The 19,844-nt window shown below is 68.4% G+C and carries 21 protein-coding genes; 10 read left to right on the top strand and 11 right to left on the bottom strand.

All coding sequences use genetic code 11. From position 1 onward, the window contains the following. Positions 1-98 precede the first annotated feature (98 nt). From ACZ5PO_RS02510 to ACZ5PO_RS02535, 6 genes are all read right to left on the bottom strand, one after another. Positions 99-2,561 (bottom strand): glycogen/starch/alpha-glucan phosphorylase, encoded by a 2,463-nt coding sequence (locus ACZ5PO_RS02510; protein ID WP_464196620.1) that lies wholly within the window; start codon positions 2,559-2,561, stop codon positions 99-101. A gap of 307 nt (positions 2,562-2,868) precedes the next feature. Continuing rightward, positions 2,869-3,174, bottom strand: coding sequence for a DUF1330 domain-containing protein (locus ACZ5PO_RS02515; RefSeq protein ID WP_464189927.1), 306 nt, complete (start codon positions 3,172-3,174; stop codon positions 2,869-2,871). Positions 3,175-3,225: 51 nt separating this feature from the next. Further along, positions 3,226-4,005: an SDR family oxidoreductase gene (locus ACZ5PO_RS02520; RefSeq protein ID WP_464189929.1), complete on the bottom strand. Its 780-nt coding sequence runs from the start codon at positions 4,003-4,005 to the stop codon at positions 3,226-3,228. Positions 4,006-4,047: 42 nt separating this feature from the next. After that, positions 4,048-5,127 (bottom strand): ABC transporter substrate-binding protein, encoded by a 1,080-nt coding sequence (locus tag ACZ5PO_RS02525; RefSeq protein ID WP_464189931.1) that lies wholly within the window; start codon positions 5,125-5,127, stop codon positions 4,048-4,050. 256 nt (positions 5,128-5,383) lie between these two features. Further along, a complete protein-coding gene (locus ACZ5PO_RS02530) occupies positions 5,384-6,217 on the bottom strand; it encodes an ABC transporter permease (RefSeq protein ID WP_464189933.1) in 834 nt (277 codons plus the stop codon). 15 nt (positions 6,218-6,232) lie between these two features. Further along, complete coding sequence (locus ACZ5PO_RS02535; RefSeq protein ID WP_464189935.1) at positions 6,233-7,045, bottom strand: ABC transporter ATP-binding protein; 813 nt, start codon at positions 7,043-7,045, stop codon at positions 6,233-6,235. Between the two features lie 257 nt (positions 7,046-7,302). On the opposite strand from ACZ5PO_RS02535, the gene ACZ5PO_RS02540 reads away from it, so the two are divergent. Next, a complete protein-coding gene (locus tag ACZ5PO_RS02540) occupies positions 7,303-8,061 on the top strand; it encodes a TetR/AcrR family transcriptional regulator (protein ID WP_464189937.1) in 759 nt (252 codons plus the stop codon). A gap of 15 nt (positions 8,062-8,076) precedes the next feature. On the opposite strand, the gene ACZ5PO_RS02545 is transcribed toward ACZ5PO_RS02540, so the two are convergent. After that, positions 8,077-8,538: an Rrf2 family transcriptional regulator gene (locus ACZ5PO_RS02545; RefSeq protein WP_464196622.1), complete on the bottom strand. Its 462-nt coding sequence runs from the start codon at positions 8,536-8,538 to the stop codon at positions 8,077-8,079. A 96-nt stretch (positions 8,539-8,634) separates the two neighbouring features. Here ACZ5PO_RS02545 and ACZ5PO_RS02550 point away from each other — a divergent pair, with 96 nt between their 5' ends. From ACZ5PO_RS02550 to ACZ5PO_RS02565, 4 genes are read left to right on the top strand one after another with little or no spacing between them, the layout of a single operon-like run. Next, complete coding sequence (locus ACZ5PO_RS02550) at positions 8,635-9,033, top strand: group III truncated hemoglobin (RefSeq protein ID WP_464189939.1); 399 nt, start codon at positions 8,635-8,637, stop codon at positions 9,031-9,033. Between the two features lies 1 nt (position 9,034). Next, entirely contained in the window at positions 9,035-9,307 is a 273-nt protein-coding gene (locus tag ACZ5PO_RS02555) for a TehB family protein (RefSeq protein WP_464189941.1), read from the top strand. Positions 9,308-9,347: 40 nt separating this feature from the next. Continuing rightward, complete coding sequence (gene hmpA, locus ACZ5PO_RS02560; protein ID WP_464189943.1) at positions 9,348-10,559, top strand: NO-inducible flavohemoprotein; 1,212 nt, start codon at positions 9,348-9,350, stop codon at positions 10,557-10,559. Positions 10,560-10,570: 11 nt separating this feature from the next. After that, positions 10,571-11,035 (top strand): hypothetical protein, encoded by a 465-nt coding sequence (locus ACZ5PO_RS02565; RefSeq protein ID WP_464189945.1) that lies wholly within the window; start codon positions 10,571-10,573, stop codon positions 11,033-11,035. Positions 11,036-11,073: 38 nt separating this feature from the next. Here ACZ5PO_RS02565 and ACZ5PO_RS02570 read toward each other — a convergent pair whose 3' ends face one another. The 4 genes from ACZ5PO_RS02570 to ACZ5PO_RS02585 all read right to left on the bottom strand — a co-directional run bounded on the left by ACZ5PO_RS02570 (position 11,074) and on the right by ACZ5PO_RS02585 (position 14,362). Further along, positions 11,074-11,850, bottom strand: a complete 777-nt coding sequence (locus ACZ5PO_RS02570) for an SDR family oxidoreductase (protein WP_464189947.1) — start codon at positions 11,848-11,850, stop codon at positions 11,074-11,076. Between the two features lie 102 nt (positions 11,851-11,952). Continuing rightward, the gene (locus tag ACZ5PO_RS02575) at positions 11,953-12,828 is read right to left on the bottom strand and encodes an amidohydrolase family protein (RefSeq protein WP_464189949.1); all 876 of its coding nucleotides are present in this window, start codon (positions 12,826-12,828) and stop codon (positions 11,953-11,955) included. A gap of 36 nt (positions 12,829-12,864) precedes the next feature. Continuing rightward, positions 12,865-13,248 (bottom strand): RidA family protein, encoded by a 384-nt coding sequence (locus tag ACZ5PO_RS02580; protein WP_464189950.1) that lies wholly within the window; start codon positions 13,246-13,248, stop codon positions 12,865-12,867. Between the two features lie 319 nt (positions 13,249-13,567). Then, positions 13,568-14,362, bottom strand: a complete 795-nt coding sequence (locus tag ACZ5PO_RS02585) for a transporter substrate-binding domain-containing protein (RefSeq protein ID WP_464189952.1) — start codon at positions 14,360-14,362, stop codon at positions 13,568-13,570. 214 nt (positions 14,363-14,576) lie between these two features. Here ACZ5PO_RS02585 and ACZ5PO_RS02590 point away from each other — a divergent pair, with 214 nt between their 5' ends. The 5 genes from ACZ5PO_RS02590 (at position 14,577) to ahcY (ending at position 19,687) form a co-directional block, all read left to right on the top strand. Next, complete coding sequence (locus tag ACZ5PO_RS02590; RefSeq protein ID WP_464189954.1) at positions 14,577-15,671, top strand: ABC transporter substrate-binding protein; 1,095 nt, start codon at positions 14,577-14,579, stop codon at positions 15,669-15,671. Between the two features lie 64 nt (positions 15,672-15,735). Continuing rightward, positions 15,736-16,575 (top strand): ABC transporter permease, encoded by an 840-nt coding sequence (locus ACZ5PO_RS02595; protein ID WP_464189956.1) that lies wholly within the window; start codon positions 15,736-15,738, stop codon positions 16,573-16,575. Beyond that, positions 16,568-17,404 (top strand): ABC transporter ATP-binding protein, encoded by an 837-nt coding sequence (locus ACZ5PO_RS02600; RefSeq protein ID WP_464189958.1) that lies wholly within the window; start codon positions 16,568-16,570, stop codon positions 17,402-17,404. The genes ACZ5PO_RS02595 and ACZ5PO_RS02600 overlap by 8 nt, the downstream gene beginning before the upstream one ends. Positions 17,405-17,420: 16 nt before the next feature. Continuing rightward, positions 17,421-17,909: a tetratricopeptide repeat protein gene (locus ACZ5PO_RS02605; RefSeq protein WP_464189960.1), complete on the top strand. Its 489-nt coding sequence runs from the start codon at positions 17,421-17,423 to the stop codon at positions 17,907-17,909. A 377-nt stretch (positions 17,910-18,286) separates the two neighbouring features. Further along, complete coding sequence (ahcY, locus tag ACZ5PO_RS02610; protein WP_464189963.1) at positions 18,287-19,687, top strand: adenosylhomocysteinase; 1,401 nt, start codon at positions 18,287-18,289, stop codon at positions 19,685-19,687. Positions 19,688-19,844 lie beyond the last annotated feature (157 nt).

Raw genomic sequence — 19,844 nt, forward strand, 5'->3', positions numbered from 1 at the left:
CCGCCCTGACCGAAAATCCATGCAAGTCGCGGGCCGCCACGGCGCCCGATCCGGGCGACCGCCGATGGCGATGGGCCGCGGCCCCCGCCGCCCAGGCGCTATTCGGTCGGAGCGCCCCAGATCTCGGCGCAGTACTCGCGGATCGTGCGGTCCGACGAGAACCAGCCCATGTGCGCGGTATTGAGGATGCTCATGCGCCACCAGGTGGCGGGATCGGCCCACAGCGCGTCGACCCGGCGCTGCGCCTCCCAGTAGCTGTCGAAATCGGCGCAGACCATGAACGGATCGGCGCCGAGGATGGCATCGAGGAGCGGGGCGAAGCGCTGCTTGTCGTCGGGCGAGAACTCGCCCGCCTTCAGCGCCTCGATGACGCGCTGAAGGCGCGGCGACTCGGCGACGGCCTGGGCGCCGGTGACCCCGGCGGCGCGCTTCTCCGCCACCTCGGGCGTGGTCAGCCCGAAGATGACCATGTTCTCCTCGCCCACGTTGGTGCGCATCTCCACGTTGGCGCCGTCGAGCGTGCCGATGGTGATGGCGCCGTTGAGGCCGAGCTTCATGTTGCCGGTGCCCGAGGCTTCCATGCCCGCGGTCGAGATCTGTTCGGAGAGATCAGCCGCCGGCACGATGTCCTCGGCCAGGCTCACGTTGTAGTTGGGCAGGAAGGCGAGCTTGAGCCGGTCGCGCACGGCGGGATCCGCCTCGATGCGGTGGCCGACGTCGTTGGCGAGCTTGATGATCAGCTTGGCGCGCACGTAGCTCGCCGCCGATTTGCCGGCGAAGATCTTGGTGCGCGGCGCGAAGCTGCGGCTCGGGTCGTCCTTGATCGCCTGGTACAGCGCCACCGTCTCGAGCACGTTGAGCAGCTGCCGCTTGTACTCGTGGATGCGCTTGATCTGCACGTCGAACAGGCTCGCCGGATCGGCCGCCAGCCCGCAACGGTCGCGGATGATGCGGGCGAGCGCGGTCTTGTTCTCGCGGCGGCAGCGGGCATAACGCTCGACGAAGCCCGTATCGGTGGCGAAGGGGGCGACGTCGGTGAGCCGCATGGGATCGTCGAGGAACGCCGGCCCGATCGTCTCGACCAGCAGCGCAGTCAGCCGCGGATTGGCCTCGAACAGCCAGCGACGGAAGGTGATGCCGTTGGTCTTGTTGACGATTTTTCCGGGGTAGACCTCGTTCAGCTCCTTGAAGACGGTCTGCCGCATCAGGTTGGTGTGCAGGGCGGAGACGCCGTTCACCCGGTGGGCGCCGAGGAAGGCGAGGTGGCCCATGCGCACCCGCCGGCCGTGCTGCTCATCGATCAGCGACAGGGCCGCCTTCTGCTCGTCGGAGCTGGGCCCGTGCTCGGCGATGCGCCGCAGGTGCTCCCAGTTGATCTGGTAGATGATCTGGAGGTGGCGCGGCAGCACGCGGCCGAGCAGTTCCACCGACCAGCTTTCCAGCGCCTCCGGCATCAGCGTGTGGTTGGTGTAGTTCAGCGTGCGCGTGGTGACGCTCCAGGCGTCGTCCCAGCCCACGCCGTGCTCGTCGATCAGGAGCCGCATCAGTTCGGCGACGGCGATCGACGGGTGGGTGTCGTTGAGCTGGATGGCGCAGTAATCCGGCAGCGTGGTGATGTCCTTGTACTGGGTGAGGTGGCGCCGGGTGAGGTCTTGCAGCGAGGCGGAGGTGAAGAAGAACTCCTGGCGCAGGCGCAGCTCCTGGCCGGCCTCGGTCTCGTCGTTGGGGTAGAGCACCCGCGAGATCGCTTCGATCTTGGCGCGGTCGGCCAGGGCGCCGACGAAGTCGCCGCGGTTGAAGGCCTCGAGCTGCATGGGATCGACGGACCGGGCCGACCACAGCCTGAGCGTATTGACGTGGCGGCCGCGCCAGCCCGGCACCGGCGTGTCGTGGGCGATGGCGATCGCCGTCTCGGCCGGATGCCAGATGGCGTGGCCCCGCTCCCCGTCCCCGCCGATGTGCTCGACCACGCCGCCGAAGCAGACCGGGTAGGTCACGTCGGCGCGCTTGAACTCCCAGGGGTTGCCGAGGGACAGCCAGTCCTCGGGCAGCTCGCGCTGCCAGCCGTCGACGATCGCCTGCTTGAACAGGCCCTGCTCGTAGCGGATGCCGTAGCCGTAGGCCGGGGTCGACAGGCTCGCCAGGCTCTCCATGAAGCAGGCGGCGAGGCGGCCAAGGCCGCCGTTGCCCAGCGCCGCGTCCGGCTCCACCTCGCGGATCGAGTCGAGGCTGATGCCCAGCGTGTTGAGCGCCTGGCGCACCGCCTCGGTCGCGCCCATGTTGCAGAGCGCGTCGGTCAGCAGCCGGCCGATCAGGAATTCGACCGAGAAATAATAGACGCGCTTGCGGTCCTCGTCGTAGGTGCGGGTGCGCGAGCCGACCCAGCCGTCGACGATCTGGTCACGCACCGCATAGGCCGTGGCCAGGTACCAGTCGTGCGGCGCCGCCGTCTGGGTGGTGCGGCCCACCTCGTAGAGCAGCTTGTCGAGGATGTCGTCGCGCCATTGCTCGGCGGAGCGGCCGGAGGACGGCAGGCCGCTGGGCGACGGGCCGAAGCCGATGCCATTGTCGGTGCGGCCGCGCGCGGCCGGCCGAGGCAGCTCGGCGTGACCGTCGGTCCGCAGCGCGGGGGAAGTCGGTTGGTCGGCGAGGTTCGTCACGTCAGATCTCCTCGAGCTTGCCGTTCCCGGGATGCGGCCGGACGCCGGTCCAGCCGCGGCTCGGACCGTTGCCGAGCGCGTGATGCTCCCTCTCTAAAGCACATGTCTTGAGGCACGCCTATGTCGCGCAGCCCACAGATGCCGATCACCCTGGCCTGGAATCCGGGTCGGCGAGGCGCCGCCGGTGCGCCGATCGCCGTCGCGACGTCTATGTCGGCGGGGAGCTGGCAAGGCCCTCGAAGCTGACGAGCCGCGCCGAGCTCGCCTTCTCCCGGACGGCCTTCAGGTCGCGATAGGTCTTGCTGGCGTAGAAGGCGGTCCAGGCCTCCGGGGAGGGGAATTCCAGCAGCACGATGCGGCGGGGCTGCCAGTCGCCCTCGTGCACGGTGTGCGCGCCCCCGCGCGCCAGGTAGCGCCCGCCGGCGCTCTCGATCGCGGGCTTGACTCCGGCCATGAAGGTGGCGAAGCCCTCGGGGTCGTGGATCTCGACATCGAACAGAACGTAGGTGCTCATCGCCACCTCCCTCGCCATGTGTGTGCCGCGGCAGGGATGCCGCAGCCTCCGTCAGAACGTGCCGGGATAGGCGCCGCCGTCGAGCACGATGTTCTGCCCGGTGATGAACCCCGCCCTGGCGCTGGCCAGGAAGGCGCACGCAGCGCCGAACTCCTCCGGCGAGCCGAAGCGGCCGGCGGGGTTCTGCGCCATCAGGCGCCGGCGGACATCGTCCGCGGCCTCCCCGCGGCCTGCGGCCATGGTGCCGACCAGCGCATCGAGCCGGTCGGTGGCGAACGGGCCGGGCAGCAGATTGTTGATGGTCACGTTGTGCTGCGCCGAGGCGCGGGCGAGGCCGGCGACGAAGCCGGTGAGGCCGGACCTCGCCCCGTTCGACAGGCCCAGGATGTCGATAGGCGCCTTCACCGCCGATGACGTGATGTTGACGATGCGCCCGAAGCGCCGGGCGATCATGCCGTCGATGGTCCGCCGGATCAGCTCGATCGGCGTCAGCATGTTGGCGTCGAGGGCGGCGATCCAGGCGTCGCGATCCCAGGCGCGAAAATCGCCGGGCGGCGGGCCGGCGGCGTTGGTGACCAGGATGTCCGGCGCCGGGCAGGCCGCCAGGACGCGGGTGCGTCCCTCCTCCGTGGTGATGTCGGCGGCGGCGGTGCGCACCGGGCGGCCGAAGCGGGCGCCGATGTCGCGGGCCGCGTCGGCCAGCGCGTCTCGGCCGCGGGCGACGAGCACCAGATCGGCGCCCTCCTCCGCCAGCGCCTCGGCGCAGCCGCGGCCCAGCCCCTTGCTCGCGCCGCACACCAGTGCGACGCGTCCCCTGATGCCAAAATCCATATGATCCTCGCTGTCGGCGATCGGGCAGGCGGAGCCGACCCGTCAGTCCTTCCAGTCGCGGGCCATCTTGCGGATGGCGTCGCCGTCGAAGGTGTTGATGCAGGCGATGAGCGCGTTGGTCGCGATGGCATCGATCGGCGGCACGTTGGCGATGACGCCCTCCTGCTTGTTGAGCTCCATGTATTGCCGGAAGGCGGCCATATCGATCTCGCCGTAGCGGGCCTGCGGCGGGAAGCCGATATTGAAGACCTTCAGCATCGGCTCGACTTCGGCGAGGCCGTTCTTCATCGCCTCGGCTTCGTCCGCGCCCTTGCGGTTGCCGGGCGCCGACTTCCAATAGAGCTGCACCGCGGCGCGCGGGTTGGTCTCGGCGAACAGGGCCGCCTTGGCGAAGGCCCGCCCGAAGCGGCACAGGGCGTCCTGCTTCGCCTTGAAGGTCTCGTCCGACGCGAACAGCCCGGTGTTGCCGAACTTGCCCAGGGTCGGCTGACGGAAATAGCGAAACTTGAAGCCGGCACGCTCGAGGCCGAAATAGATGCCGTCGTAGAGCCCGAGCGCGTCGACCGCGCCGGAGCGGAGCGCCGCCATCGCCTGATCGTTCACGCCGACGGGCAGCAGCGTGTCCGATTGCGGCTCGACGCCGGCGGACCTCAGGATCGACTTGATGACGGGAACCGCGGCGCTGGCGAAGCTCGCCACGCCGATCTTCTTGCCCTTCAGGTCGGCGACGGACTTGATCGGCGAACCCTCGGGCACGGCGATGTAGTAGATCAGCTCGTTGTTGATGCGGCCGAACAGCTTGCCGCGGATGCCCTTGTCGTAGCCGTTGATCGCCGGCTCGACGGTCACCACGGCAACGTCGGCCTGGTTGGCGGCGGCGATCTGCGTCGCCTGGGGCGCGCCCGAGCTGTAGCGGACCTCGACGTCGAGCCCCTCCTCCTTGAACAGCCCCGCGTGCTGGGCGACGTAGACCGGAAGGAAGCCGGTGTACGGCACGGGCGCGCCGCCCTGCACGACGAGCCTGGTCTGGGCAGCGGCCGCGCCGGACGCCAGGATGGCGCCGAGGGCGAGCACGGCGGTCAGGCGCGTGCGGACAGCGGCGCGAGAGCGCTCATGAAACATGCAAAACCCCTCCCTGTTCGGGCTCGTGCCGCCCCTGCGGACGGTGGCCCCCTGTCTTGAAGCTTTGATTTGGCGGCGTACGGCAGGATGCGGAGCCTGACACCAGGCTCTGGCCCGTGATCCCGAGACGGGGATGCCGGCTCCTGCACTAGATCCTGCTCTAGAGCGGGATGATTTATCTTCGACTCCCGCTCTAAGTCTTTGTTTCGAGCATGATCTTGTCCAAAAACCGGTGTCCACTTTTGGGGATCATGCTCTAGAAGCCGCTGGTCTCCCCCGTCTGGCCCCAGAACACCAGGCGATCGGCCACCATCTTCACCGCCGTGTTCAAGGCGATGCCGATCGCGGTGAGGATGACGAGGAGCGAGTAGACGCCGACGACGTCCATCGACGACTGCCGTTGCATGATCTGGCTGCCGAGGCCGTGCGGCGAGCCGAGGAACTCGCCCACCACCGCGCCGATCACCGCAAAGATCATGGCGATGTGCATGCCCGCCATGATCGACGGCAGGGCGTTGGGCATCCTAACCTTGACGAAGATCTTCCACGCCGAGGCATCGAGCGCCTTCATCAGCGTGATCTGGCGCGGATCGGTGCTGCGGAAGCCGAGCACCGCGTTGACCAGGATGGGAAAGAACGCGATCAGGGCGACGATGACGATCTTCGACTCGATGCCGAAGCCGAACCAGATGATCAGGATCGGGGCCACGGCCACTTTGGGGATGGTCTGCAAGGCGACGATGTAGGGCGACAGGATGCGATCGACGATCGGCACGAGCGCGATCGGCGCGCCCAGCGCGACGCCCAGGACCGCGGCGATGGCGAAGCCGGCCAGGATCTCCACCAGGGTGTAGCCGCAATCGAACTGCGTCGCCGGGCTCAGGATGTCGGACCAGACCCGGGCCGCGACCTCGGTCGGCGCCGGCAGCACGAAGGCCGGGATCAGGCTGGCACGCACCGCGTACTGCCACACGGCCAGCAGCACGACGAACGACGCGGCGGACAGGATGGTGCCGAGATCGAGCCAGGCGACGGCGCGCCGCGCGAAAGGCACCGGCGGCTTGCCCACCTGCGGCTGAAGATCGACCATGTCGGGGCTCATCGTTCAAATCCCCCCGGTCGCGGACAGCAGGGTGCGAATATGGGCGACATAGGCGCCGAATTCGGGGCTGGTGGTCATTGCCAGCGAGCGCGGCCGTGGCAGCTCGATGTCGATGATCTCGCGCACCCGCGAGGGCCGCGCCGTCATCACCAGCACCCGGTCGGACAGGAACACCGCCTCCGCGATGGAATGGGTGATGAACAGCACCGTGCTGCGGCTGCTCTGCCAGATGCGCTGAAGCTCCAGCGACATGGATTCGCGCGTCAGCGCATCGAGCGCGGCGAACGGCTCGTCCATCAGCAGCAGCTTGGGCTCGTTGACCAGGGCGCGCGCAATGGACGCGCGCTGCTGCATGCCGCCGGACAGCTCGGTGGGGTATTTTCCCTCGAAGCCCTTGAGCCCCACCAGCTCGATGAGATCGAGCGCGCGCCGCCGTCCCATCTTGGCATCGAGCGACAGCACCTCGATCGGCAGCATGACGTTCTCGAGCACCGTGCGCCACGGCAGCAGCACCGCATCCTGGAACACCATGCCGAGCTCCGGGCGCGTGCGCCCCTTGGGCAGGCCGTCGTAGGTGATCGCCCCCTGCGAGGCCGGCATGAGGCCGCCGATCATCTTGAGCAGCGTCGTCTTTCCGCAGCCGGACGGCCCGACGATGGAGGTGAACTCGCTGCGCGCGATGCCGAACGACACCTCCTCGACCGCATTGACGCGCGTGCCTTCGCGCGATGCGTAGGTCTTCGCCACCCCGGCCAGATTGATAAACGACGCCGTTCGCCCTGCGCTGTCGGCAACCGCGGCTGCGGTCGGAGCCATGCATCCCTCCCTTGTGACGGAGGCCTTCGCCCCTCGCCTTTTCGAGCGCCTCGTCCGCCGCGGCGATCGAACGCCGCACGAGCTTCATCCGCCGGCGCCTGTGGATCAATTTTGTATCGATCGAACGATACAAATGCAAGTTCGGAATCGACCGAAACGGGCGCCGAGGCGGCCGCGCCGCGGGACAGCGCAACCGCGCCGTGATAGAGCTTAGTGAATTGATCGTTCAGTAGAGAATCGGCTTCGGGAACGTCCGCATGGCGAAGATGGCATCGACAGCAACCGGTGGGGCCGTCCCCCGCCAGAAGGAGCGCTCGGGCGAGGCGACGCGGGACCGCATCATCGAGGCAGCGGAGATCCTGTTCGCCGATCACGGTTACGAGGGCGCCTCGCTGCGCGGCATCATGGCGTCGGCCGGGGTCAGCATTTCGCTTATCAGCTATCATTTCGGCAACAAGGAGGGCCTGCTGCGCGCCATCTTCGAGCGCAAGGCGGCGCCGGTGAACCAGCAGCGCTCCGACATGATCGAGGCGGTCCTTGCCGCGAGCCCGGAGCCGCGTCTGGAGGACCTGCTGCGCGGCTACTTCCTGCCGTCATGGCGCGACAGCTTCGCACGCACGCCCAAGCGCGATCACTTCATGCGCCTGGTCGGCCGCATCGGCAGCGATCGCAGCAAGATCGCCCGTGCCATGATGCGGGAGTTCTTCGACGACTTCCAGTATCGCTTCATCCGGGCGCTGCAACTCGTCCTTCCCGACGTGCCCGAGGAGGATCTGTACTGGCGCCTGCATTGCCTCCTCTGCATCATTACGCACACGCTCAACAACCCGGATCGGATTTACGACCTCTCGGGCGGCCGCTGCGATCTGCGCAACGTGGACTATGCCTTCGAGCACATCCTGCCGTTCCTGCTGAATGGTCTCCGCGCCCCGGCGCCGGCGCAGCCGTCCGCAGCACCTGCGCCACCACGACGGCGGCGGCCCGCCGCCGTCGGCAAGCACGTCTCCCACGCCTGACGGCGGCGCCGCAGGTCAGCCCGACGAGCCGGCCAGGCCGGGCTCCGCCTCCGTGCGGCCGGCGGCGGAGAGCAGCTTGCCGAGCTGGACCCGCTTGGCGAGAAGGTCGGCGAGCGTGTAGCCGTCCAGCACCGCCATGAAGGCCGCCAGCGCCTCGCGCAGCGCGCCGGTGAGGCCGCAGGCGGGCGCGATGATGCAGCTGCCGCAATCCACCAGATCGAAGCCGTCCTCGGTGTGGCGCACCAGCGCGCCGACGTTGATCTGCTCGGGCGGCAGGCCGAGCCGGATGCCGCCGCCGCGGCCGCGCGTGCTGACCACGTAGCCGGCGTTGGCCAAGTCGTTGACGACCTTCATCAGGTGGTTCTGCGAGATGCCGTAGGCGCGCGCGATCTCGCCGATCGAGCACAGGCGCTCGGGCCGTGCGCCCAGGTAGAGCAGCACCCGCATCGCATAATCGGTGTAGCGCGTCAGCCGCATCGGCCCTCTCACATGGCTCTCCTTAATATGCATTTCGCTTGCATCTTTTAAAGCGTCATAATAGATGCATATGAGATGCATGATTATGGATCGGCCATGGACACCAGCGTCGATAACATCACGGACGAGGCGCTGCAGCGGGTGGTGACGCTGTTCTACACGCGCGTCCGCGCCGACGCCGCGCTCGGCCCGATCTTCAACGACGCCATCGACGACTGGCCGGAGCACCTGGAGAAGCTCGCCGCCTTCTGGTCGTCGGTGATGCTGACCAGCGGCCGCTACAAGGGCAACCCGGTGGCGGCGCACCTCAAGCACCGCGACCGCATCGCGCCCGAGCTGTTCGAGCGCTGGCTGGCGCTCTGGAACCAGACCGTGGCCGAGGCCATGCCGCCCGCCGCGGCGGCCGCGCTTCAGGCCAAGGCGGCGCGCATCGCCGAAAGCCTGCAGCTGGCCCTCTTCTTCAAGCTGGATCCTCATTCCGCGCGGAGAGCCTGACATGACCGCCAAGCCCTATCGCTCGACGCCGGTGTTCGACGAGGCGACGCTGCCCCAGGCGCTGCGTTCGCGGCACAGCACCAAGGCCGGGGTCTGGGGCATGGTCCGCGTGCTGGAAGGGCGGGTGCGGCTGACCTACCTCGATCCGTTCCGCGAGGCCGTGCTTGACTCCCGAACGCCCGGGCCGCTCCGGCCCGAACAGGCCCACTTCGTCGAGCCGTTGGGCCCGATGCGAATGCAGGTCGATTTCTACGATCGGCCACCCGACGGCTGATCGCCCTCCCGCCTTTTTTCCGTTCCCGAAGGAGACGTTGATGTCACAGACACTCAGCGAGCGCACCATTGCGCTCGTCAAGGCCACCGTGCCCGCGCTCGAGGCCCATGGCCTCGACATCGTGCGCGAGATGTATGCGCGCATGTTCCGCAACCCCGATATTCGCGACCTGTTCAACCAGTCGCACCACGGGGACGCCGGCTCGCAGCCGCGCGCGCTGACCGCGGCGATCCTCGCCTATGCCGCCAACATCGACAATCTGGGGGCGCTGGCGCCGGCCGTCGAGCGCATCGCGCAGAAGCATGTCGGCCTGCAGATTCTGCCGGAGCACTATCCGCATGTGGCCGAAGCCCTGCTCGGCGCGATCAAGGCGGTGCTCGGCGATGCGGCGACCGACGAGATCCTCGCCGCCTGGGGCGAAGCCTACTGGTTCCTCGCCCACATCCTGATCGCGCGCGAGGGCCGCATCTACGGCGAGTTGGCCGGGGCCGACGGCGGCTGGACCGGCTGGCGGACCTTCGTGGTGGACGCGGTGCGCCCCGAAAGCAGCCTCATCACATCCTTCCTGCTGCGACCGACCGACGGTCGTTCCGTGATCCGCCACAGGCCGGGCCAGTACCTCACCTTCTGGCTGGAGATCCCCGGCCACCCGCCGATCAAGCGCAACTACTCGATCTCGAACGCCGCCAACGGCGAAAGCTATCGCATCTCGGTGAAGCGCGAGCCCAAGGGGCTGGCCTCCGGCTGGCTGCACGATCACGCCACACCGGGCACGGTGCTCAAGGTGGCGCCGCCGGCGGGCGAGTTCGCCCTGCACGACCGGCCGGAGCGGCCCGTGGTGCTGATGTCGGGCGGCGTCGGGCTGACGCCGATGGTGGCGATGCTGGAGACCATCGCCACGCGCCATCCCGGCCTTCCGGTCCACTATGTCCACGGCACCTACGACGGGGCGACCCACGCCATGGGCGCCCACGTCAAGGCGCTCGCGGCGCGCCATCCCAACATCCGCGTCACCACCTTCTACCAGCACCCGCGCGGCGAGGACGTCCTGGGCCGGGACTACGACCGGGCCGGGCTGATCGACACGGACTGGCTCGCCGCCGAGACGCCGATCGGAGCGGCCGACTATTATCTCTGCGGTCCGCGCCCCTTCCTGCGCGCCTTCGTGTCGGCGCTGTCGCTCGCCGGCGCGCCGTCCGACAGCATCCACTACGAGTTCTTCGGCCCGGCCGACGAACTGCTGGCCGCCTGAGGGAGGTCGCCATGGACGACATCACCATCGCTCGCGCGCTGCACGTCCTTGCGGTCCTGATGTGGATCGGCGGGGTCGCCTTCGTGACGACCGTGGTGATGCCGTCGGTGCGGCGCGGCCACGCGCCGGACGAGCGCCTCGCCGCCTTTCACCGGATCGAGGCGCGCTTCGCGCCGCAGGCGCGGATCTGGGTGCTGCTCGCCGGCGCGAGCGGCGTCTGGATGATCCAGCGGGGGGACATGTGGGGCCGGTTCGTCGACCCCCGGTTCTGGTGGATGCACGCCATGGTCGGCCTCTGGGCGCTCTTCGCGGCGATGCTGTTCGTGCTCGAGCCGCTGGTCCTGCACCGGCGCATGGCGGCGTCGCCGGCGCCGGCGACGGACTTCGCGCGGATGGAGCGTCTCCATCGCCTGCTCCTCGCCGCGGCGGTCGTCACGCTGCTCGGCGCCGTCGCCGGAAGCCATGGGCTGATCTAGCTCATCGACCCCGCCGTCATGCGGCACGGACGCTGCGGTCAGATCAGGCCCTGGTAGGACGCGCCGTCGAGCTGCAGGTTCTGGCCCGATATGAAGCCGGCCGGCACGCTGCAGAGGAAGGCGCAGGCCGCGGCGAACTCCTCGGGCGTGCCCATGCGGCCGGCGGTGACGGTCTGGGCGATCTTATGGCGCGCCTCCTCGAACGGGATCCCCTGCTCGTCGGCCAGGCGCTGGGAGAAGAAGCGCTGGCGGTTGGTGTCGATGCGGAACGGCAGCAGGTTGTTGAGCGTCACGTTGTCGGGCGCGACGAGCTTCGACATGCCCTTGCTGAGTGCCGTGAGGCCCGCGCGTGCGGCCGTCGACAGCCCCATTTCCGGATAGGGCGTCTTCACCATCGCCGAGGTGATGTTGACGATGCGGCCGAAGCGCCGGGCGCGCATCCCCGGCAGCACCGCCCGGATCAGCAGCGCGGGCGCCAGCATGTTGGCCTCGAGCGCCGTGAGCCAGGCGGCGTGATCCCAATCCTCGATCTTGCCGGGCGGCGGCCCGGCGTTGTTGTTGACGAGGATATCCGGCTCCGGACAGGCGGCGATCAGCGCCGCGCGCCCCGCCTCGGTGTTGATGTCGGCGAGCACCGCCGTGACCTCGGCGCCGGTCGCGGCGACCTCGTCACGCGCCTGGCGCAGGCCGTCCTCGTCGCGGCCGTTGATGACGACGCTGCACCCCTCCTGCGCCAGCGCCGTGGCGCAGGCCTTGCCGAGCCCCTTCGACGAGGCGCAGACGATGGCCTTCCGGCCCTTGATACCGAGATCCATGCGTATTCTCCGTGAGACGAAAGCCGGCGTGCGCCTGTGTTTTCTGAAGAGTTGGACCATGTCTCTCCGACCAGATGACGATCATCTGATCGGAGGCGTGATCTAAGCTGTGAAACCGAAGAGCTTGGCCGGATTGTCGACCAGGATCTTCTTCTTGATCGCCTCGGAGCCGGCATAGCGGTAGATGAGCTCCAGCAGCTCGCCGTCGTTCTTCATGGGCATGTGCTCCTCCACCAGCGGATGCGGCCAGTCGGAGCCCCAGATCATGCGATCGGGCGCCGTTGCGATGAACGCACGCGCGAAGGCGACGGCGTCGTCCCAGGGCGCGCCCTGGGTGGACCAGCGGTCGCCGTTGGACAGCATCATCCACCAGTTGCCGCGCTCGAGGAGCGCCTGCATGTGGCGGACCGTCGGATGCTCCAGCCCGAGACTGAAGTCGGGCCGTCCGAAGTGATCGAGGACGACGTTGAGCGTGAGCGGATCGAAGAGCGGAGCCATCTCCAGGAACTCGTCGGCCGGCATGTGCAGCTTGGCGTACCAGCCCATCTCCTGGATGCGCGCGATCGAGCGCTTGAACTGCTCCGGGCTCGGCACCAGGTTCAGCACCTTCCAGAAGTTGAAGCGCGCGCCGCGCACGCCGGCATCGTGCAGCCGGCGCAACTCCGCATCGCTCACGCTGTCGTCGATGACCACGCAGGCCTGGTAGTTCGGGCCCGCCTCGGCGAGCGCGTCGTAGAGAATGCGGAAATCGGTGCCGTAGGCGCTCGACTGGACGATGACGCCGCGCGCGATGCCGAGCGTCCTGTGCATCCGCAGCGCCGCGCCGATCGTCGCCTGGGGCGTGCAGTACACGGCGCCGGGCCGGATCGGATAGGCTTCCACCGGGCCGAAGATATGGAACTGGCCGTCGCAGGTTCCCGCCGGCGGCAGCGGCTCCGGCACCTTCGGATTGGGATCGAACAGCTTGTATTTCTGCATCTGAGGGGTCCTTGTTGGGAACGGGCCGGCGGCGCCTCAACCGGCGACGGCGATGACCTCGCACTGGATGAGCGCATCGCCGGCCGCGGTCAGCGGCAGGGCCTGGCGCGCCGGGCGCGAGGCGGCATCCGGAAAGGCCTTCGTCCACTCGTCGTTGAGGGCGGCGCGGTCCGACGGGTCGCGCAGCCAGACGTTCATCTTGATGATGTCGTCCATCGACAGGCCGCCGGCCTCGACGATGCTGCGCATGTGCACGAACATGTTGGCGCATTGCCTGACCACGGTATCCGGAAGCTGTCCCGTCTCGGGGTCGACGCCGATGATCAGGCCTGACATCAGCAGATTGCCGATCCGGCTGGCGTTCGGGATCGGATTGACGTGCTTGAACCCGTGAATATCGACGCTGCGTCGCCCGCTCATCGTCACCTCCCGATTGCGCTTGTTGCCGATTGCGCTTGTTGATGCCGCCGGGCTCAGGAACGGATCGTCCCGGGCCGCCGCGCGACGTTCGGCTCAGAGAGCATATATCGATCGATCGATCAAGTTTGAATTGATCGATCGATCGAGATGACACTGGCGGACAGAACCGGATGCGAGGACCGGACGCAGGCGCCAACGCACCGCGCCCATCACCGCATCGAGATTTGCTATATCGATAGACCGCCGTCAGATGGACGAGCGCGGAATCCCGCGCCGACGTCCTTGCCTCGACGAAGCATCCATCGCCGGCACTGCCGGCTCAATGGCAATCGCCGGCCACCTGGTCGCGATACACCTCGAACGAGGCCAGCTCGGCCCAGCGCTCCAGCCGCTGCTGCCATTGCGAGGGGGACCCGGCCGCCGCGAGCGCCGTCTGGATCGCAGCGGCGAGGTCGGGCCGCGTCGCGGCCACCGCCACCACGAGCTCGCTCGTCTCGGCCGGGGGCAGAGTCGCCGAGAACTTCTGCCAGAACCGCTTGCGGAACAGGGCGTCGAGGCCCGCGCGGTCGTGCAGGGCCGCAGCGCACTCGCCCGTGCGGACCGCGATCAAGGCCTGCGCCGGCGCGCTCATCGTCCGTACCTGCGCGCCGAGCGCGCGCGCCAGCGCCTGGCCGCGCAGGTTGGCGTCGGTCACGCAGACCACGTGCCCCGCGAGGTCGCTCCACCGCGCCAGCGGCCTGTCGGATCGCATCACCGGGCTCAGGCCGGAGGCGTAGCCGGTCGGGAGCACGCGGGCCGTCCGGCGGAGCGGATCGTCCGCGCCGGCCCGCACGAGCAGGGCGTCGACGCGCCCGTCGGCCAGCGCACCGTCCCGATCGGCTGCCACGGCCACGAGCTCGACCTCGACTTTGAGCGCCTGGCCGATCTCCTGGGCGAGGTCCGCCTCGAAGCCCTCCTCCACATAGATGCGGGTCGCGGGCGTCCGGGCCGGAGCGACGTAAGCCACGCCCAGCCGCAGCGGCCCCTCGAGCCGAGCCGCCCCGGCCGCCCGCGGCACGGGCGTCGCGGCGCCGACGCCGCCGAAGGCGGCCGCCAGAGCAGCGCCGACGCACACGATGACGGCGGCACCGATAGCCGGCGCGCGGCGTATCGGCCGCGACGGCGACCGAGCGGCGGCGCGAGCGGGCTGTGAGCTAGAAAATTCATCCATGATAGCACTGAATAAAGAAATACAGCGGCGTTCGCACCATGTGGACAGGCATAATTGCAGCCGCCTATTCTAATATCCAGACAATGTTCGCGCCGCCCTGCGGAAAGGGAATTTCATTATGCTGTGGACGCATCAATCGAGAAAGACGTTCTATTCGTCCGCCCTGACCATGGCAGCCACGCTCGCGACCGCCGCTTGGGCGAGCGTCGGCGCCGCGGGAGCCTCCGAGGCGCTGCCGGCGATCAATCTCCAGCTCACGCCATGGACGGTGATTGCGCGCGAGAAGGGCTTCTTCAAGCAGGAGTTCGACAGGATCGGCACCACGCAGATCAACCTGATCGCCTCGGGCGCGGCCGAATTGCTCGGCGCCGAGGCCGCCGCGGTCAAGGGCGGCGCGATCGCCATCGCCCAGCGCATGATCTATCCCGCGACCGTGCATCGGGCGAACGGTCTCGACGGCCAGATCATCTGGGTGTCCGAGCCGTCCAACCGGTATCGCGCCCCGATCCTGGCGCGGGCGGACAACGACAGCATCAAGACCATCGCCGACCTCGACGGCAAGAAGTTCGGCTCGAGCCGGATCAGCTGCTATTGGTCGTCGCCCTTCGAGGTCGCCCAGAAGGCGGGGCTGCCGTTCGACTCGCGCGAGAAGCAGGGCCGCATCCGCTACACCTCGATCGATAACGTCGCCGTGGCCATCTCCTCGGTGCTCTCGGGCGCGACGGATGCGACCACCGTCCATCTCGCGGCCGGCGCCGCCGCCACGGGCGCCTGGCTGTCCGGCAAGCTCAAGGTGGTCGGCCGCTCGCCGGACGACGGCATCTACGTCAACAACGCGGGCCGCGTGACCTACTTCGCGCGCCGCGACTTCGTGGACAAATATCCCGATGTGGTGAAGGCTTTCCTCGAAGCGCGCGAGCAAACGCGAGCGTGGACGTTCGATCACGTGGATGAGGCGGCCGAAATCGTGGCGCGGGAAACGCGGGTCCCCGTCGAGGTCGCCAAGTTCCAGATCACCCATGCCGGCGAATGGGAATTCATGGCCGGCGAGCCGAACGCCGAGCGCGCCCGCAACGCCATCAAGACGTTTCAGGCGTGGTACATCGAGAACGGCGACGATATTCTCGCCGAGCGCAAGCTGACGGACACCCAGATCGACGCCTTTGTCGACGGGCGCTTCTTCGTCGGCGGCCAATACTCCATCTACAACTGAGGCGAAACGAGCCGCCGGCCGATGGCGCCGGCGGCACGATTGCGCCGATCCCGCGAGGGCCCGCATGAGCAACACAGCCGAGGCGATCGACGGCTCCGTCCTGGCGGGGCGCGCCGACGCGCCGGCAAGGCCGGCCGGAGGCCCGCGCCGGAGGCCGGCGCTGATCGGCATCATCCTGCCGGCTATCATCATCGGCCTCTGGCAAACCGCCGCCAGCCGCGTCTGGATCGACCCGGTTTTCCTGCCGGCGCCGATCACGGTGGTGACGGCGTTCTGGAAGATGCTCACCAAGCAGAACTTGGCGCTGGATTTCCTCGCCAGCGTCAAGATCGTGGGCCAGGCCTTCGTCTACGGCTCGCTCGCGGGCGTCGGCCTGGGCATCGCGGCGGGGCTGTCGCGCAAGGTCGAACAATTCTTCGGTCCGACGTTCGACACCATCCGGCACATCCCGGGCATCGCCTGGCTGCCATTGATCGTCCTCTGGCTCGGCATTGGTGCGCCGGCAAAGGTGCTGGTGATCGGCAAGTCCGTGTTCTTTCCGGTGTTCCTCAACACGCTGCAAGGCATCCGCAACGTCGAGAAGAGCTACATCGAGCTCGCCAGCGTCCTCACCCTGACCCGCTGGCAGCTGGTGCGCAAGGTGGTGCTGCCGGCGGCGGTCCCCTCCATCATGGTGTCACTCCGCTATGCCGCGGGCCTCGCCTGGGCCCTGGTGGTCGTCGCCGAAGGCTTGAGCGGCCTGGAGGGATTGGGCTTCCTGATCTTCAGGGCGCAGGGCCTGCTGCTGACCGACCAGCTCGTGGTCTGCATGGTCATCATCGGCCTCGTCGGCTTCGCGATCGACCGGAGCATGGCCCTCCTGCAGCGCCGCGTGCTGCGCTGGAAGCAGGGCTACGATGGCTGAGCTGCCCCTGAACGAGATCGGGCTCACGACGACGAAGGGAGCGGCGACGGTGGTCACGCCGGGGCATCTGGACGTCAGAAACGTATCAAAGACCTACACGGTGGCCGGACGCCCGCCTGTGCGCGTGCTCTCGCGGGTGAGCCTCGAGGTTCAGGCGGGCGCCTTCGTGTCGCTGGTGGGGCCGAGCGGCTGCGGCAAGTCCACCCTGCTGCGGCTCATCATCGGCCTCGACCGGGACCACGGGGGCGACATCTTCATCGGGGGTCAGCGGATCGAAGGCCCGGCCCTGTCGCGCGGCATCGTATTCCAGGATCATCGGCTGCTGCCGTGGCTGACGCTGGAGGACAATATCGCCCTCGCCCTGGAGAACGCGGGCTGGAGCGCGGCCGACAAGGCGGCCGCCGTTCGCGACCACATCGCGCTGGTCGGCTTGGCGGGCTTCGAAAAGGCTTACCCGCACGAGCTCTCCGGCGGCATGGCGCAGCGCGCCGCGATCGCCCGCGGCATCGTCGGCCGCCCGGAGATCCTGCTGCTCGACGAGCCCCTCGGCGCGCTCGATGCGCTGACCCGGGTGCACCTCCAGGCGGAGCTCCAGCGCATCTGGCGGCTGGAGCGGATCACCATGATCCTCGTCACCCACGACGTCGACGAGGCGATCTATCTCAGCGACAAGGTCGCCGTCATGGCCCGCAACCCGGGGCGGATCGCCGCCGAGATCGAGGTCGACCTGCCGCTGCCGCGGGACCGGGCGAGCCCCGAATTTGCCGCGCTCAAGCGGCGCATCCTCGCGGCCATGGGCGAAGACGGCGCCCAGCGGCCGGCCGCCTGAGCGAGGTGACGCAACCATGATCAACCGCGGACGGCGAGCCGTAAGCGGGTGGCTCGCGCTCCTGCCCAGGGCCTTGCTCGTGCTGGCGGTCGTGGCCGGCCACGCCGCCGCGGCAATGGACACGGCCCCTTCGACCGACCTGCCCGACCTGTCGGCGATCCGGGCCGAGATCAAAGGGGGCCACTACGAGACGGCCGCCCGCGAGCTCGAGGCCCTGACGGCCACCGTGCGCCATGCCGACCTCTACAATCTCCTCGGCTACTCCCTGCGCAAGCTCAAGCGCTACGACGAGGCGGCGCGTTGGTACAAGGAAGCGCTCTTCTACGATCCGGCCCACCGGTCGGCGCTGGAATACCAGGGCGAGCTCTTCGTCGAGCGGGGGGACTTCGCCGGCGCCGAGAAAAATCTCGAGCTGCTGCGCCTGCTCTGCCATCCCGACGGCTGCGAAGAGCACGACGAGCTGCGAGAGGCGCTCGTCCGCGCCGGCCGTACGCCGAAGCCGTAGAGGCGCAACCTCATCGGGTACGGTCGCTGGACGAGGAAGTGGGCCCGTCTCGAAGGCTCGTGACGTTGCGGCCGGCCGGCCGGGTCCATCGGATCCGAATAGGCTCCGGCAGCCTCCCGGCGCCCCCCGCACGCTCTTGCGTGAGCAACGGGCCGTTGCCCCGCCCATCGCCCCAATCATGAAGCGCGTCGCTGCGATCGGATTGGCCGGAGCCGATCGGAGAGCACTCGGGCAAGCGGCATTGCCGGCCATGGGCCCGGGCGCGGCCCGTCCGCGGCCGGCGCCATCATCACATAAAGATTTGTTTATATGTTTATTGCCCTTCGCGGCGCGGGGTGGTAATCCCCGGCTCAGTCGCCAGCGGAGGCTTTGGACGCATGTCGCACGAATTCATTGTCAAGGATCTCGGCCTCGCCGATTGGGGCCGCAAGGAGATCGCCATCGCCGAGAGCGAGATGCCCGGCCTGATGGCCGTGCGCGAGGAGTACGGTCCCGCGCAGCCGCTCAAGGGCGCGCGCATCGCCGGCTCCCTGCACATGACCATTCAGACCGCCGTGCTGATCGAGACGCTGAAGGCGCTCGGCGCCGACGTGCGCTGGGTCTCCTGCAACATCTACTCGACCCAGGACCATGCCGCCGCGGCGATCGCCGCCGCCGGCACGCCGGTGTTCGCCGTGAAGGGCGAGACGCTGAACGACTACTGGGACTACACCCGCAAGCTGTTCGAGTGGCACGGCGGCGGCGTGCCCAACATGATCCTCGACGACGGCGGCGACGCCACCCTCTTCGTGCACCTGGGCGTGCGCGCCGAGGGCGGCGACACCGCCTTCCTCGACAAGGCGGGCTCGGAGGAAGAGGAGATCCTCTTCGCCCTGATCAAGAAGACCCTGGCCGAGAAGCCGAAGGGCTGGTTCGGCGAGATCGCCGCCTCGATCAAGGGCGTCTCGGAGGAGACCACCACCGGCGTGCACCGGCTCTACATCATGGAGAAGGAGGGCAAGCTCCTCTTCCCCGCCATCAACGTCAACGACAGCGTCACCAAGTCCAAGTTCGACAACCTCTACGGCTGTCGTGAGTCGCTGGTCGACGGCATCCGCCGCGGCACCGACGTGATGATGGCCGGCAAGGTGGCGTTCGTCGCCGGCTTCGGCGACGTGGGCAAGGGGTCCGCCGCATCGCTGCGGCAGGCCGGCGCCCGCGTCATCGTCTCCGAGGTGGATCCGATCTGCGCGCTCCAGGCGGCCATGGAAGGCTACGAGGTGACGACGATCGAGGAGGCGCTGCCGCGCGCCGACATCTACGTCACCGCCACCGGCAACAAGGACATCATCACCCTCGACCACATGCGCGGCATGAAGGACCGCGCCATCGTCTGCAACATCGGCCACTTCGACAACGAGATCCAGGTCGCCGGCCTCAAGAACCTCAAGTGGCACAACGTCAAGCCGCAGGTCGACGAAGTCGAGTTCCCGGACGGCAAGCGCATCATCCTGCTCTCGGAAGGGCGCCTGGTGAACCTGGGCAACGCCACCGGCCACCCGTCGTTCGTCATGTCGGCCTCGTTCACCAACCAGACGCTGGCGCAGATCGAGCTGTTCGGCAAGGAAGGGCGGTACGCCAAGAAGGTCTACACCCTGCCCAAGCACCTGGACGAGAAGGTGGCCCGGCTGCACCTGGCCAAGATCGGCGTGAAGCTCACCGAGCTGAAGCCCGAGCAGGCCGAGTACATCGGCGTGAAGGTGACCGGCCCCTACAAGCCGGACCACTACCGCTACTGACGCTGCGGGCGCGGCTCGCCCCGCCCGGCGGGAGCGTTTGGCGATCGGGTGGGATCACCCGATCGCAAGGGAGGCGCTCCGGTTCCAAGGCCGGAGGCGCCTTATTTCCGGCCGGGTAACGCTTTATTCGGCCTGTTCTGTGCATGCGTCGTGGCGG

The organism is Chelatococcus sp. KU-N122 (assembly GCF_055391085.1).